Here is a 15,298-nt window from a genome sequence, read left to right as displayed (position 1 = left end):
CTACACTGGCGTGCCGTGATGATCACCCTCGACCACGTGACGAAGCACTACAAGTCTTCGGCGCGCCCAGCGCTCGACGACGTCTCGTTGAGAATCGACAAGGGTGAGTTCGTCTTCCTGATCGGCCCGTCGGGTTCGGGCAAGTCGACGTTCATGCGGCTGCTGTTGGCGGCCGAGACGCCCACGTCGGGCGACATCCGTGTGTCCAAATTTCACGTCAACAAGCTGGCGGACCGCCACGTCCCGAACTTGCGCCAGGTCATCGGCTGCGTATTCCAGGACTTCCGGCTGCTGCAGCAGAAGACTGTGTTCGAGAACGTGGCGTTCGCCCTTGAGGTGATCGGCAAGCGCGGCGAGGTGATCAACCGAGTCGTCCCGGACGTTCTGGAGATGGTCGGCCTGTCCGGCAAGGCCAACCGGCTGCCGAGCGAGCTGTCCGGTGGCGAGCAGCAGCGCGTCGCCATCGCGCGGGCTTTCGTCAACCGGCCGTTGGTGCTGATCGCCGACGAGCCCACCGGAAACCTGGATCCCGAGACCAGCAAGGACATCATGGATCTGCTGGAACGGATCAACCGCACCGGAACCACGGTGCTGATGGCCACCCACGACCATCACATCGTCGACTCCATGCGCCAGCGGGTCGTCGAACTCGAACTCGGCCGGCTGATCCGTGATGAGCAGCGCGGCGTCTACGGAATGGATCGCTAAGTGCGCTTCGGCTTTCTTGTCAATGAAGTCCTGACCGGGCTTCGTCGTAACGTCACGATGACCGTGGCGATGATTCTCACCACAGCCATCTCGATCGGGTTGTTCGGTGGCGGTCTGCTGGTGGTGCGGTTGGCCGACCAGTCTCGCGACATCTACCTGGACCGTGTCGAGAGCCAGGTGTTCTTGACCGACGACATCTCGGCCAACGATCCCAGCTGCGACGGCGACGCGTGTAAGGCGCTGTACCGCATGATCGACGACCGCGACGACGTGCGCTCGCTGAGCTTCCTCAACCGAGAGCAGGCCTACGACGACGCGATCAAGAAGTTCCCGCAGTACAAGGATGTGGCGGGCAAGGACGCGTTCCCGGCGTCGTTCATCGTCAAGCTCAACGACCCTGAGCAACACGAGGCGTTCGACAAGGCGATGCAGGGCCAGCCCGGTGTGCTCAACGTGCTCAACCAGAAGGACCTGATCGACCGCTTGTTCGCGGTGCTCGACGGCCTCAGTAGCGTCGCTTTCGCGGTGGCGCTGGTGCAGGCGATCGGTGCGGTGCTGCTGATCGCGAACATGGTCCAGGTGGCCGCCTACACGCGCCGTACCGAGATCGGCATCATGCGTCTGGTCGGCGCGACCCGCTGGTATACCCAGTTGCCGTTCCTCGTGGAGGCAATGATCGCGGCGCTGATCGGTGTGGTGATCGCGATCGTCGGGCTGATCGTGGTGCGCGCGGTGTTCCTGGAGAAGGCGCTCGACCAGTTTTATCAGTCGAATTTGATTGCCCGGGTCGACTACGCTGACGTGCTCTACTTCAGCGCACCGTGGATGCTGTTCCTCGGCCTGGCGATGTCCGGCATCACCGCGTATGTGACGCTGCGGCTCTACATACGAAGGTAGTCGTGAACTAGTGGCGACCAAGAAGTCCAGCCCCGCCGGCAATAAGCAGATTGTGGCCAGCAATCGCAAGGCGCGGCACAACTACATGATTCTCGATACCTATGAGGCGGGTATCGCGCTGATGGGCACCGAGGTCAAGAGCCTGCGCGAAGGCCAGGCCTCACTGGCTGACGCGTTCGCCACCGTCGACGACGGCGAGATCTGGCTGCGCAACGTCCACATCGCCGAGTACCACCACGGCACGTGGACCAACCATGCGCCGCGGCGCAACCGCAAATTGCTGTTGCACCGCAAAGAAATCGACAACCTGATCGGCAAGGTTCGCGACGGAAACCTGACCCTGGTGCCGCTGTCGATGTACTTCTCCGACGGCAAGGTCAAGGTGGAACTGGCTCTGGCTCGGGGTAAGCAGGCCCACGACAAACGTCAGGATCTGGCCAAGCGGGATGCCGACCGGGAGATCATCCGCGAGCTGGGCCGCCGCGCCAAGGGCATGTAGCTCTCCGTTGCACCGCGTGCAACCGACGCACTACGTTCGGCCGGGTGAGCAGCTCTGCGCGCCCGGTCACCCGACTCGACAAAACCGACGTTCTCGACGGCCTGTTCGGTGAATGGGGTGTGCTCGACGGGCTCGTCGAGGGGCTGTCCGACGAGCAGTGGCACGCCCAGACACCGCTGCCCGGTTGGACCGTGCGCGATGTGCTGGCGCACGTCATCGGAACCGAGTCCATGCTGCACGGGGCGACCGCCCCGGACGCCGACACGGACGTGTCGCCACCGGCGCATGTGCGCAACGACATCGGGGCACTGAACGAACTCTGGGTGCGGCAATTGAGCACGGTCGGCACGGCCGAGCTGCTCGAGAAATTCCGGGAGGTCACCGCTGCCCGGCGCAACGAACTGGAGCAGGTCAGTGACACCGACTGGGAAGCCGTCACGGCTACCCCGGTCGGTCCGGACAGCTACGGCCGGTTCATGCGGGTACGAATCTTCGATTGCTGGATGCACGAGCACGACATCCGGGACGCGCTGCGGCGCCCGGCGCAGAATCCGGCCGGTGTTCCCGCGCGGCTGGCGCTGGACGAGCTGCTGTCGAGCATGGGATTCGTGGTCGGCAAGCTCGGGGGAGCTCCCGACGGATCGCGGGTCCGCATCGAGCTGACCGGGCCACTACGACGCACCGTCAACGTCGCCATCGACGGGCGTGGCCGTCTGGTCGAGAGCTTCGACACCGAGCCGACCGTGACGATCACCCTGGACGGGCTGTTGTTCACCCGGCTCGCCGGCGGTCGAACCACCCCGGACCGGCATGCCGCAGAGGTGAGCTACCGCGGTGAGGAGGCGGTCGGACGGCGCATCGTCGACCATCTGAACTTTGTGATCTGAACCGTGACGCGCCCCGGAATAATCACTTGGCGTTCGCCGTTGGTAGTCGCGTACCATTGATTGTCCTGCCGAAAGTCGGCAGGGATGCGAGGGGCTGATCGGTTTCGACTTCGCGCATCGAATCAAGGGAAGCGTGCCGGTGCAGGCAAGAGACCACCGTAAGCGTCGTTGCAACCAATTAAGCGCCGATTCCAATCAGCGCGACTACGCACTCGCTGCCTAAGCGACTGCGTGTCTGTCAGACCGGGAGCGCCCTCGGCCCGGACCCTGGCATCAGCTAGAGGGACCCACCCACGGGTTCGGTCGCGGAATCCGTGGGGACATCAAACAGCGACTGGGATCGTCATCTCGGCTTGTTCGCGTGACTGAGAGATCCGAGTAGAGGCACAGCGAACTGCGCACGGAGAAGCCTCGAGGACATGCCGTAGGACCCGGGTTCAATTCCCGGCAGCTCCACCGAGAAGATGCAGGTCAGGGATATGATCCCTGGCCTGTTTTCTTTTGCCGTCACCACGTTGGCGCGGCGGGGCACCCGCATTCGACCAGGCGACGGTGGTGATCCACCTGGGATACGGGTTAGGTTGAGACATGTTTTCTCGCCGCATCGCTACCCCTCGCAAGGGCAGTGCGCGGTCAGGTGGTCGCTGGGTCGGGCTTGGCGCTGCTGCACTTCTCACCTCCGGTTTTCCGCTCGTCGCGGTGACCGCGCCGCCGGTGGCGGCCGCCGACGACTGCGCCGATGCGGAAGTCGTCTTCGCCCGCGGTACCGATGAGCCGCCCGGTATGGGCCGGGTCGGCGATGCCTTCGTCGACTCGCTGCGTAAGCAGACCGCCGGCCTGACCATCAACACCTACGCGGTCGACTACAAGGCCAGCAAGCTGCAGTTGCACGGTGGTGATGGTGCCAAGGACGCGATTTCCCACATCAAGTCCACGCTGTCCTCGTGCCCCGACACCCAGATCGTGCTCGGCGGCTATTCGCAGGGTGCGAGCGTAATCAACATCGTGGCCGGCAATCCGCTGGGCGGCATCAAGTGGGGCGATTCGCTCCCGTCCGAATATGCGGACAACGTCGCGGCGATCACCACCTTCGGCGACGTAGGCACCCGCACCAAGCAAACGATCTCCACCCAGAGCGCACTGTTCGGGTCAAAGGCGATCGACCTCTGTAACCCGATGGACCCGATCTGTCACGAGGGCCAGGGCAACGAATGGAGCGGACACACCGAGGGGTATGTCCCGGTGTACACCACCCAGGCGGCAGCATTCGCCGCCGCCAAGCTGCTGGCCGGTTCCGGCCAATCGGTGCCCGGGTACGGTCCGGCGCTGCCGGACTACGGCTATGGGCCGGGGTATGGACCGGACTCGTCGATGTCCGGCCCGACGTCACCCGGCTACGCCCCGGCCCCGGGTTATGCGCCGGCGCCCGGGTATGACCCTGACACATCCCTGCACGGTCCGTCGCCGGCCTACGGCCCGGACACGCCCGGTTACGGGCAGCAGCCAGGTCCTTCGACTCCCGCGCCCACGGCGACGTCGCCGATCGGATGGGTCTGAGCGCTTTCAGACCGCTGCCTGCGATGGCAGCGAGATCGCGATCTCGGTACCGCGGGTGTCATGGACGTCCAACATGCCGCCGAGGGCCAATACCTTGGCCCGTATCGACGCGAAGCCGATGTGACCGGCTTCGACGCTCAGCGCGAGGCGCTCCGGTTCTATGCCCACGCCGTCGTCGGCGACGCACAGTGTGGCGCGCCCGTTCGACCGCCGCAGGGTGAACCTCAGGTTGTCGGCCTGGCGTGTTTGATCGCGTTCGTCGAAAACTCGCGCGCCGCACTGTAGAGCAAATGATCGGCGTCGGTTCGCAGATCGTCGGGCCAGTCGTGGAAGTCGACGTGGACGGCAAGGCTGGTGCGCGCGGCGATGCTGTCGGCCAGAGAGGTGACGGCGGCCCGCAGCCCGGCTCGTGCCAGCACCTCGGGGTGTAGTTCACGGACCACGTCGCGCAGCAGTCGGGAGCATTCGCCGAGCGCCACATCGACGCGGTCCATGGATTCGGTGGACCCTTCGCGCACCTCTTCCATCTCGCGTCGTGAGGCCAGGACATACTGCAGTGCTCCATCGTGCAGCCGTTCGGACAGGGTTTGTCTCTCCCGCTTTTCGAGCGTGACGATTTCTTCGAGCAGGTGACTGCGTTCTTGGGCCAACCGCGCGATCGTTCGCTCTTTCGACTGCTGGATCCACGACAGCGCGACCGAACCCGCGGCCAACCCGAACAACAAGCCGGTGGTGGTGAGAATCGAGCCCCACGGTTCGTCGCCGTTGGCCGCCTGATTGACCCAGAGCACGACGACGTATGCGGCGACGGTAGGGACGGCGATGACCGAGCTCACGAAAGGATCGAGCTGGGCCGCCGCGATCAGCGGGATCAGGAACAGCCCGTAGTGGAGCACATCGGAGGTCCAGGTGTTCGGCGAGCTGAGGCCGGACTGCACTGAAAGTACCGACACCACAGCGACATCCGCGCACAGCATCAGCAGGGCAACCCAGCGCCTGGCCCCGATCCCGGCGTCGTTGGAAGGCCGCAGCGCCCAGAAACCCCAGCAGGCGATCGTTGCCAGGTAGCCGATCAAGAGCAGGCCGTAGACCAGGCGGTAACTTTCGGGCGGTTGCAGGAACAACGCGAAGAAGATGAACGCCACCAACAGAACCCGCAGCGCGAGTTGCAGCAGCAGCCCGCGAAAAGCTGCGCTCCGCGAGTGATACCCCAAAGCCGTTGCCGCCGCGCGCCTGACCATTCTCGACTCCCGCCAACCGCAAGGTTGGCAGGAGTATAGGGCGATTCGATCGCGTGCTGAGGCGGGTTGACGAGTTTTTCGGGCTTCTGGCGCCGGTGGAACTTCGCCTGCGATCATGGATGACGGTCCCTGCCTGCGACGAAACGGGGAGTTGATCGAATGTTGTCTGCGCAGCGCGAGTTTGCGGCGTACGGGCCGTCGCACTTGATCGTGCTCGCGGTGTTCGTGACGGGCGCGGTGCTTCTGGTGACGATCGGCCGTCGGCAGTCCGAGTCGCAGGCCCGCACCCTGAGCCGTGCCCTGGCGGTAGTCCTTGTCGCGGCTTTCGGTGTGGCACTGGCCTACAAGCTCGCCGACCCCACGATCGACACCTCGGTGCCACTGCAGTTGTGTGACCTCGCCGAACTGGCGGCGGCGTATGCGCTGTGGTCACAACGGCATTGGGCCTTCGTCCTCACCTACTACTGGGGCCTCGTGCTGAGCTCGCAGGCATTGCTCACCCCGGATATCGGGACGCCGAAGGAGGGCGCTCCCGACTTTCCGCACCACCTCTTCGTCACGTTCTTCACGCTTCACGTTCTCGTCGTGTGGGCGGCCATCTATCTGACGTGGGGCAGAAGGATGCGGCCGCGCTGGCGCGACTATCGGTTCGCGGTGATCGCAACCTTGGGCTGGGTGGCATTCACCCTTGCCTTCAACGTGGTCATGGGAACCAACTACGGCTACCTGAACCGCAAGCCTCCGACCGCGTCCGTGCTCGACATACTGGGTCCATGGCCGGTGTATCTGCTGGCCGAGGTCGCGATCGTCCTCGTCGTGTGGGCGCTGATGACCTGGCCGTGGGAGCGGGCGCGGCAACGCGAGGCCACGGTTGCCGACAAGCTGTGAAATTGCTGTCCGTTGACGTGCCAAGTGATTGTTGACACCGACACTTTGACGAGCTAGGTATATTACGCGCGCTTGCGAATGTGTATCGCTTGCGCCCTGTCCCACCAGGCGACAGTGGCCTGATCGGGAGGGGCGGGTTGTGCAGACTACGGCATCGCATACACGCATAGCCCGGGTGATCCGCACGCTGGCGGTGCCCATCTTGCTCGGCTGGATCGTGCTGACCGTCCTGACCAACGTGTTCGTTCCGTCGCTGGAAAAGGTCGGCGAGGAGAACACCGTCGGGTTGAGCGCACAAGACGCACCCGCGATGATCGCCATGCGCAAGATCGGCAGCGACTTCCAGGAATTCGATTCCGACAGCAACGCCATGGTGGTGCTCGAGGGTGAGCAGCCCCTGGGCGATGACGCTCACCATTACTACGACGGGATCGTCGACCAGCTCGAGGCCGACACCGCCCACGTGCAGCACGTGGCCGATTTCTGGGGCGACCCGCTGACGGCCTCGGGAGCGCAGAGCAACGACGGCAAGTCGGCCTACGTCCAGGTCTATCTGCGCGGCAACCAGGGCGAGACGTTGGCCAACGATTCGGTGGCCGCGGTCCGCGACATCATCAACCAGTCGTCGCCTCCGCCCGGCATCAAGGTGTATGTCACGGGCGGTGCGCCGCTGGTCTCCGATCAGCACCATGCCGGTGACAAGAGCGTTGCCCGCGTCACGGCCATCACGCTCGTCGTGATCGCGGTGATGCTGCTGATCGTCTACCGGTCGGTCGCCACCATGATTCTGGTTCTGGTCATGGTGTTCGTGGAGCTCGGCGCGGCGCGCGGCATCGTGGCGTTCCTGGCCCACACCGGGGTGATCGGCCTGTCGACCTTTGCGGTCAACCTCCTGACGTTGATGGTCATCGCGGCCGGCACCGATTACGCGATTTTCGCGATCGGTCGTTATCAGGAGGCGCGTGGCGCCGGGGAAGATCGAGAAACCGCGTATTACACGATGTTCGGCGGCACCGCTCACGTGATCCTCGGGTCCGGGATGACGATCGCCGGCGCGATGCTGTGTCTGAGCTTCACCCGCTTGCCGTACTTCCAGACCATGGGGGTGCCTTGCGCGGTGGGCACATTCGTCGCGGTCATCGCTGCGCTGACGATGGGTCCGGCAGTAGTCGTGATCGGCAGTAGGTTCGGGCGTTTCGAGCCCAAGCGCAGCATCCGCTCGCGGGGCTGGCGCCGCGTCGGTATCGCGGTGGTGCGGTGGCCCGGGCCGATCCTGGCCGCGACGTTGGGCCTGGCGCTCATCGGCCTGCTCACCCTGCCGGGGTACAGGACCAATTACGACGCCCGCAAGTACCTGCCCGCCGATCTGTCGGCGAATGTCGGATATGCCGCTGCCGAACGGCATTTCAGCGCCGCGCGGATGAACCCCGAACTGCTGATGATCGAGACCGACCGCGACCTGCGGAATCCCGCGGACTTCTTGGTCATCGACAAGATTGCCAAGGGGATCGTCAGGGTTTCCGGCGTGTCGCGGGTGCAGGCGATCACCCGGCCCAATGGCCGTCCGATCGAGCACACCAGTATCCCGTTCCTGCTCAGCAGGCAGGGCACGACCAACACGATGAACCGTAAGTATCAGCAGGACCGGATGGCCGACATGCTGGTGCAGGCAGACGAGATGCAGAAGACCATCGACACGATGGAGCGGATGTCGCGGCTGACCCAGCAGATGGCCGATATCACCCATTCGATGGTGGCCAAGACCAAGGTGATGACCCTTGACATCGCCGAAATGCGGGAAAACATCGGCAATTTCGATGATTGGCTGCGTCCGCTGCGCAATTACTTCTACTGGGAGCCGCACTGTGCCGACATCCCGGTGTGCTGGTCGTTGCGGTCGATCTTCGACACCCTCGACGGGATCGACGCCCTCACCGACGACGTGCAGGAGCTGGTACCCGAGCTGGAGCGGCTGGATTCGTTGATGCCGCAGTTGGTCGCGCTGATGCCCCAGCAGATCGAATCCATGAAGACCATGAAGACGATGATGCTGACGCAGCGGTCCACGCAGGCCGGTCAGCAGGATCAGATGGCCGCCATGCAGGAGAATTCGACGGCCATGGGCAAGGCCTTCGACGATGCCCGCAATGACGACACGTTCTACTTGCCGCCGGAGGCCTTTGACAACAAGGACTTCAAGCGTGGCATGAAGAACTTCATCTCGCCCGATGGAAAGTCGGTGCGGTTCATCATCAGCCACGAGGGGGATCCCGCGACGCCGGAAGGCGTCAGCCATGTGGACCCGATCAAGCTGGCGGCCAAAGAAGCGCTGAAGGGCACGCCGCTGGAAGGTTCCAAGATCTATCTGGCCGGTACTGCGGCGACGTACAAGGACATGAAGGACGGGTCGTTCTACGATCTGCTGATTGCCGGAATCGCGGCGGTATCGCTGATTTTCATCATCATGTTGCTCATTACGCGCAGCGTGGTGGCTGCGGCGGTGATCGTTGGCACGGTGCTCTTGTCCCTCGGCGCGTCCTTCGGATTGTCTGTGCTCGTCTGGCAGCACCTCCTCGGTCTGGAACTGCATTGGATGGTGCTGGCCATGTCGGTCATCTTGTTGCTGGCGGTCGGTTCCGACTACAACCTGCTGTTGGTGTCCCGGTTCAAGGAAGAACTCGCCGGCGGTTTGAAGACCGGCATCATCCGGGCGATGGCCGGAACCGGTTCGGTGGTGACGTCGGCGGGATTGGTCTTCGCTTTCACCATGGCGTCGTTCGCGTTCAGCGATCTCAAGGTGATGGCACAGGTGGGCACCACCATCGCGCTCGGTCTGCTGTTCGACACTCTTATCGTGCGGTCGTTCATGACCCCGGCGATCGCGGCGATGCTGGGCCGGTGGTTCTGGTGGCCGCAGGTCGTGCAGTCGGCGGCGTCCAAGCGGCGGCTGGCAGCGATCCGGCGCGAGCGCACATTCAACGCCGGGATATGAAGCTGCCCGTGTGGGAGCTGAAAACGCTCGCACACGGGCAGTTTCGTTTGACTACTTCTTGTTGCCCCCAGGCCGCGGAGGTGGCGGCGGCTTGGCCTTCGTGGTCGGCTCGAACTTGCCGCCCTTCTTCGGATCGAAGCTTCCTGCCACGGTGATCCCTCTCGTTCGGTTCGATCGTTCCACCGGCTCCCACCGTAGCCGCAACACGCCGCGCATGGTTGCGACACGGTCACGGGACGGTACCTATCAATGCATCGGTAGCCACATCGGCAACATTGATCACTAACGTCACATCAGCCAACTGTGACGTCATGTCGACGTCCCTGCATTGGGAAGGTGTGACATGTCGCGACGTCCTCGAGGTGCTTCGACGATGGCTGCGGCGGCCGCAATCGGGCTTGTCGTGGCCGTCGGGGTGGCGCCCGCGGCATCGGCCGAGCCCTGCGAAGGTGCCGCTGCGGCCGCGCAACCCCTGCCGCATCAGGCCTTTCAGATCCCCAAGCCGTCCCGGCTCGCGCCGCTCAACCGTCCGATCGGGCACAAGCCGGTCGGGGCCAACGACCAGGCGCCCTTGCCGAGACTCGGGCAGTTGCCGTTGGCCCTTCTCAAGGCGCTGATCCCCAACACCGGGCAGGTCAGGCAGAAGGCCGCCGTCGTGCCGGCGCCCAATCCCGGTGGTGCCCAGCCTGTCCCGAATGCGGCGCAGCCCGCTCCAGCCCCGGCAGCGGCGGCTCCCGCCCCGGCGCCCGCAGCACAACCCGCGCCGGGCGCGCCTCCGGGCACGTCGATCGTCGGGTGGGTCACTGGTCCCGACAGCCCCAACCAGACGATCAAGCGGTTCGCCATCACCGGAACCGACCTCGGAATCATGTGGGACAACGGTGATCCGGTGAACCGCCAGGTGTTGATGGCCTTCGGCGACACCAATGGGTACTGCGGCATTCCCGGCAAGCAATGGCGGTACAACGCGCTGTTCCGCAGCCAGGACGGTTCGCTGTCTCGCACCATCGCCGTACCCGACGGCGTGGTGGCCAACAAGTACTCCGGTTCGCCCGTCTGGCGTCAAGGGATTTCGAAACAGATCATCAACAGCATCGGCCGGGCGCCGGAGGAGACCGGGATCATCCCGACCGCGGGAATCGCGGTCGGACGCAATCAGTATCTGAACTTCATGTCGATCCGGAACTGGGACAGCCCGGGTGCGTGGTCGACCAATTTCTCCGCGATCGCGATGTCACCGGACAACGGTGAGAACTGGGGTGTCTATCCGGGCACCATTCGTACGCCCGGTGGGGGCAACGAAAACTTCCAGATGGGGGCTTTTCTCAAGCCGGGTCCGGGCGATCCCTACATCTACACGTTCGGCACCCCGAACGGGCGTGGCGGTTCTGCCTACATCGCCCGGGTGTCGCCGGCCTTCATCCCGGACCTCACGAAATACGAGTACTTCAACGCCGACCGCAACGCCTGGGTGCCGGGCAATCCGGCCGCGGCGACACCGGTCATCCCCGGCCCGGTGAGCGAAATGTCGGCCCAGTACAACACGTATCTCAAGCAGTACCTGGTGTTGTACGGCAACGGGGCCAACGACGTCGTGATGCGCACCGCACCGGCACCGCAGGGCCCTTGGGGCCCCGAGCAGTTGATCGCGCCCTCGTCGCAGATCCCTGGCGGCATCTACGCGCCGTACCTACACCCGTGGTCGACGGGCAAGGAGCTGTACTACAACCTGTCGCTGTGGTCGGCCTACAACGTCATGTTGATGAAGACCGTGTTGCCTTGACCCGACCGTTGACGTGCCGCAGCGCAGCCACCGGAGCCAACATCGCCTCGAGGCCGTACTCGAACACCGCGTCGTAGTCGGTGGGCGACTGCAGGGCCGCGACGAGTGCCTGATCAGGCCAGTCGGCGGTCCACAAGGAGGGGTCCTCCTCGTCGTGCGCCGGCCCGCGCACGGCTGAGAACAACATCACCGCAGAGGCGGTCACGTGCACCTGCACGGCCCGGAGCACCAGCGCGGCGTGCGCCCCGGTCACCCCGGCCTTGGCAAGCTCGGCGGCAAGCTTCTGCTGGACCGGCAGGAACAGCGTCGGGGTGCGGTCCCGCTCGTGGGCGATGGCCAGCAGGTGCTGGCGGCGGATCAGCAGACCGCGCTGGTTGCGGGCCAGCGAGGCAATCCGATCCACGGGAGCGTCGCCTTCCATCGGCAATCCGGCCATCTCAGTTATCAGACGGTCGACCAGGTTGTCGAAGAGCGCGTCACGGCCGCCGACGTGCCAGTAGATCGAGGTGACGGCCACGCCGATCCGCTCGGCGAGCGCGCGCATCGAGAAGGCCTCCACCCCATCGGATTCGATGAGGGTAGCTGCCGCGTCGAGGATGACGTCGGCGTCGATCGGCTTTGCCTTCGGACTCATCCGCGGGGTTCCGCCTCGCAGATGCGCTCAGGCTCGGGCAGGTCGAGGTAGCGCTCGAGATTGCGGTGCATGTTGATGATTCTGCGCTCCTCCGCGGAGAGCACCAGATGGGTGAAGCCGGGCTGGTGCAAACCGCGCTGCAGGCCGGTCAGTACGGCGATGTCCTGGCTCATCACCACGCCGGGATGAGCATCCTCGGCGCTCATCCGGACATCCGTCGGACTGACCCGCGGCGCCTGCGCGGGCATCCGGGTCATCAGTGTCATTACGAGTTGGCCGCGGTCGGGGTCAGGCCCGGGCAACGAGGTCATCACGGTCAGATGATCGGCGCTGGCCAACAGTGTCAGGTTGGGGAAGATGTTGTACTGGTGCAGGCACATCACCTGGTCGGTGCTGGCCCAGCCGATGTCTACGCCGCGTCCGGCGGCGAATTCCTTGATCTGCGTGGCGATCACGTCGGCCACGGTTTGCCCGGCGGTCTGCCGTTCACGCGGAAATGGCGTGTCTTCGGCGACACCCATCAGGGGGCCCTGGGTGTAGACGTAGGCGTCCCAGACCTCCTCGTCGCTCAGTGCGCCTGCCAGTCGCGGACTCGGAACTCCGTAGAGCGATTCGGATTTGCCCGTGTGTCCCCAGATCTGCTGGGGCGCGTACACGTCGTCCATGCACCGGTGCAGTTCGGGATGCAGGGTCTGGACATGGTAGGTCTCGCTGTAGCCGTCGGCGATGGTCTTCCAGTTGGCGTCGACGTCGATGGTCATCGTTGCGTAGCAACGGAAGTCGCCGAGCCCGCACCAGGCGATGTCGCCGGGTACCGCCTCCAGGTAGTCGGCCAGTGGCATGGCCTCGGGGTCGAGGTTGACGAAGACCAACCGTTCCCAGGTGTCGACCTGTACCGGGGCCAGCGGGAACTCCGACATGTGCACCGTCCCGAAACCCTTGCGGTTCGGGATCCGTTTGAGCGTGCCGGCCAGGTCCCAGGTCCACCCGTGATAGCCGCATTTCAGTTCTCGCAGCGACGAACCGGTGCCGCTGCACAGGGCGTTGCCGCGATGGCGGCAGGCATTCTGGAAGGCGCGTAGCTCGCCGTCTTCGCCGCGGACGATGAGAACCGAGTACGGGCCGCACCGGTATTCGAAGTAGTCGCCTGGCTCGGCAACGTGGTCGACGGTGCATGCCTGTTGCCACACCCGGGGCCACATCCGTTCGACTTCGAGGCGGGCGAAAGAGGGTGAGATGTAGCGGTCGGCCGGCACCAGCGTCGGGCGCGCCGGCGGGTCGCCGATCGCATCCGCACGTCGCGGACTGTCGGTGCAGGTGTGGGTTGAGCTGTGGGTCATGGGACACCTCCCGCTGAGAAGGAGAATCTCGGGACGTCGCAATGTAACGGTGTTACATTGCGACCGTAGCGGCCTGAACGCCTCAAGGGAGCAAAAACGTGTTCGATCTCAAAATCACCGGCGGCACCGTGGTCGACGGGACCGGCGCCGACCGGTTCACCGCCGACGTCGCGATCAAGGACGGTCAGATCGTCGAGGTGCATCGCCGGGGCCCGAATGACCCGGCGCTGGCCGGCGACGCAGCCGAAACCATCGATGCCACAGGCAAGGTCGTCGCCCCGGGGTTCGTCGACATCCACACGCACTACGACGGCCAGGTCTCCTGGGACGCTGTGCTCGAACCGTCCAGCAATCACGGCGTCACCACCGTGGTGGCGGGGAACTGCGGCGTGGGCTTCGCGCCCGTCCGGCCCGGCCAGGAAGACTGGCTGATCAAGTTGATGGAGGGTGTCGAGGACATCCCTGGCACGGCGCTGACCGAGGGCATCACCTGGGGCTGGGAAACCTTCGGCGAATACCTCGACGTGATCGGAAAGCGCGAGTTGGCTGTCGACATGGGCACCCAGGTCGCCCACGGCGCCGTGCGGGCCTATGCGATGGGAGAACGCGGAGCCCGCAACGAACCGGCCACTGCCGATGACATCAAGGCCATGGCCGAGTTGGTGCAGGAGGCCATCGAGGCCGGTGCGCTCGGCTTTTCGTCTTCGCGGACGCTGGCGCACCGCGCCATGGACGGTGAGCCGGTGCCCGGCACGTTCGCCGCAGAGGACGAGCTGTTCGCCCTGGGCCGGGCCACCGCAGCCGGCGGCGCGGCGGTGTTCGAGCTGGCTCCGCAGGGTGCGGCCGGCGAAGACATCGTTGCACCCAAGACGGAACTCGAATGGATGCGCAGGCTCGGCGAGGAGGTCGATTGTGCGCTGAGCTTCGCCCTGATCCAGGTCGACGCCGATCCCAATCTCTGGCGTGAACAGCTCGATCTGTCGGCTGCCGCGCATCAGGCCGGGAGTCGGTTGTTCCCGCAGGTGGCCGCGCGACCGTTCGGCATGCTGCTCGGTTTTCCCGGCCATCACGCCTTCACCCACCGCCCGACCTACCGGCGCCTGCAGGCCGAATGCACCCGCGAGGAACTCGCCGAGCGGCTCGCGGACCCCAAGGTGCGTGCGGCGATCCTGGCCGAGGAAGATCTGCCGATCGACCCGAACAAGTTGTTCGACGGGATGTTCATGTTGGCGCAGAACGCGGCAAACCGGCTGTACCACATCGGGGAACCGCCAGACTACGAGCCGACCGACGAGCGCACGGTCGCGGCGATCGCCCAGCAGCGCGGGGTGGACCCGTTGGCCGCGATGTACGACCTGATGCTCGAGTCCGATGCCGGTGCCATGCTGATGTACCCGATGTTCAACTATTCCGACGGCAACCACGACGCGATCCGCGAGATGCTCACCCATCCGGCGGGTGTGCTCGGCCTGTCCGACGGTGGCGCGCACTGCAGCATGATCTGTGACGCCTCCTATCCGACGTTCCTGCTGACGCACTGGGCCCGCGACCGCCACCGCGGCGACAAGCTGCCGTTGGAGTACGTGATCCGTAAGCAGTCGCACGACACCGCGCAGCTCTACGGCATGTCCGACCGCGGCGTGATCAGCGTGGGCAAGAAGGCGGACGTCAACGTCATCGACCTGGATGCGCTGACCCTGCACGCCCCGAGGATGGCGTATGACCTGCCCGCCGGCGGAAAGCGGTTGGTGCAAGGTGCAAGTGGCTACGACGCGACGATTGTCAGCGGCGCGGTGACCCGCCGTCACGGTGTCGACACCGGGGCTCGTCCGGGCCGTCTGGTGCGCGGGACTCGTTGATCTGTAGGGTCTT

At 64.9% G+C, this 15,298-nt stretch carries 13 protein-coding genes and 1 other RNA gene; 10 read left to right on the top strand and 4 right to left on the bottom strand.

The annotated features are described in order from the left end of the window. Positions 1-18: 18 nt before the first annotated feature. The 6 genes from ftsE to BKG60_RS05835 all read left to right on the top strand — a co-directional run bounded on the left by ftsE (position 19) and on the right by BKG60_RS05835 (position 4,548). On the top strand, positions 19-708 hold the full coding sequence (gene ftsE / locus BKG60_RS05860) for a cell division ATP-binding protein FtsE (protein ID WP_070184652.1): 690 nt from the start codon (positions 19-21) through the stop codon (positions 706-708). Then, complete coding sequence (ftsX, locus tag BKG60_RS05855) at positions 709-1,605, top strand: permease-like cell division protein FtsX (RefSeq protein ID WP_070184653.1); 897 nt, start codon at positions 709-711, stop codon at positions 1,603-1,605. Between the two features lie 10 nt (positions 1,606-1,615). Next, the gene (gene smpB, locus BKG60_RS05850; protein ID WP_070184654.1) at positions 1,616-2,104 is read left to right on the top strand and encodes an SsrA-binding protein SmpB; all 489 of its coding nucleotides are present in this window, start codon (positions 1,616-1,618) and stop codon (positions 2,102-2,104) included. 44 nt (positions 2,105-2,148) lie between these two features. Next, on the top strand, positions 2,149-2,991 hold the full coding sequence (locus BKG60_RS05845) for a maleylpyruvate isomerase family mycothiol-dependent enzyme (protein WP_075909352.1): 843 nt from the start codon (positions 2,149-2,151) through the stop codon (positions 2,989-2,991). A gap of 90 nt (positions 2,992-3,081) precedes the next feature. Continuing rightward, positions 3,082-3,450: a transfer-messenger RNA gene (gene ssrA, locus BKG60_RS05840) on the top strand. Between the two features lie 129 nt (positions 3,451-3,579). Continuing rightward, a complete protein-coding gene (locus BKG60_RS05835; protein WP_075909351.1) occupies positions 3,580-4,548 on the top strand; it encodes a cutinase family protein in 969 nt (322 codons plus the stop codon). A 6-nt stretch (positions 4,549-4,554) separates the two neighbouring features. Here the strand turns inward: BKG60_RS05835 and BKG60_RS32345 are convergent, their stop codons facing one another. Together BKG60_RS32345 and BKG60_RS05830 are read right to left on the bottom strand one after the other, a co-directional pair. After that, positions 4,555-4,737, bottom strand: coding sequence for a hypothetical protein (locus BKG60_RS32345; RefSeq protein WP_341350328.1), 183 nt, complete (start codon positions 4,735-4,737; stop codon positions 4,555-4,557). A 35-nt stretch (positions 4,738-4,772) separates the two neighbouring features. Beyond that, the gene (locus BKG60_RS05830; protein ID WP_239252454.1) at positions 4,773-5,789 is read right to left on the bottom strand and encodes a sensor histidine kinase; all 1,017 of its coding nucleotides are present in this window, start codon (positions 5,787-5,789) and stop codon (positions 4,773-4,775) included. A 159-nt stretch (positions 5,790-5,948) separates the two neighbouring features. On the opposite strand from BKG60_RS05830, the gene BKG60_RS05825 reads away from it, so the two are divergent. The 3 genes from BKG60_RS05825 to BKG60_RS05815 all read left to right on the top strand — a co-directional run bounded on the left by BKG60_RS05825 (position 5,949) and on the right by BKG60_RS05815 (position 11,452). After that, complete coding sequence (locus BKG60_RS05825; protein WP_070944437.1) at positions 5,949-6,677, top strand: YwaF family protein; 729 nt, start codon at positions 5,949-5,951, stop codon at positions 6,675-6,677. A 139-nt stretch (positions 6,678-6,816) separates the two neighbouring features. After that, positions 6,817-9,669 carry an MMPL/RND family transporter gene (locus tag BKG60_RS05820; protein WP_075909350.1) on the top strand — a complete coding sequence of 951 codons (2,853 nt, stop codon included), beginning with the start codon at positions 6,817-6,819 and terminating at the stop codon, positions 9,667-9,669. Between the two features lie 373 nt (positions 9,670-10,042). Further along, entirely contained in the window at positions 10,043-11,452 is a 1,410-nt protein-coding gene (locus BKG60_RS05815) for a DUF4185 domain-containing protein (RefSeq protein WP_075909349.1), read from the top strand. Here BKG60_RS05815 and BKG60_RS05810 read toward each other — a convergent pair. Together BKG60_RS05810 and BKG60_RS05805 are read right to left on the bottom strand one after the other, a co-directional pair. Further along, positions 11,424-12,086: a TetR/AcrR family transcriptional regulator gene (locus BKG60_RS05810; RefSeq protein WP_075909348.1), complete on the bottom strand. Its 663-nt coding sequence runs from the start codon at positions 12,084-12,086 to the stop codon at positions 11,424-11,426. The two genes, BKG60_RS05815 and BKG60_RS05810, sit on opposite strands and share 29 nt — an antisense overlap. Then, positions 12,083-13,426, bottom strand: a complete 1,344-nt coding sequence (locus BKG60_RS05805) for an aromatic ring-hydroxylating oxygenase subunit alpha (RefSeq protein WP_075909347.1) — start codon at positions 13,424-13,426, stop codon at positions 12,083-12,085. Before BKG60_RS05805 ends, BKG60_RS05810 begins: the two co-directional genes overlap by 4 nt. Before the next feature lie 98 nt (positions 13,427-13,524). Here BKG60_RS05805 and BKG60_RS05800 point away from each other — a divergent pair, with 98 nt between their 5' ends. Continuing rightward, positions 13,525-15,285 (top strand): N-acyl-D-amino-acid deacylase family protein, encoded by a 1,761-nt coding sequence (locus BKG60_RS05800; protein ID WP_075909346.1) that lies wholly within the window; start codon positions 13,525-13,527, stop codon positions 15,283-15,285. Positions 15,286-15,298: the final 13 nt, after the last annotated feature.

It is taken from the genome of Mycobacterium syngnathidarum (genome assembly GCF_001942625.1).
Lineage (GTDB): Bacteria > Actinomycetota > Actinomycetes > Mycobacteriales > Mycobacteriaceae > Mycobacterium > Mycobacterium syngnathidarum.
Note: the sequence above shows the minus strand (reverse complement) of the source record. Positions and strands in the feature narration are given on the sequence as shown.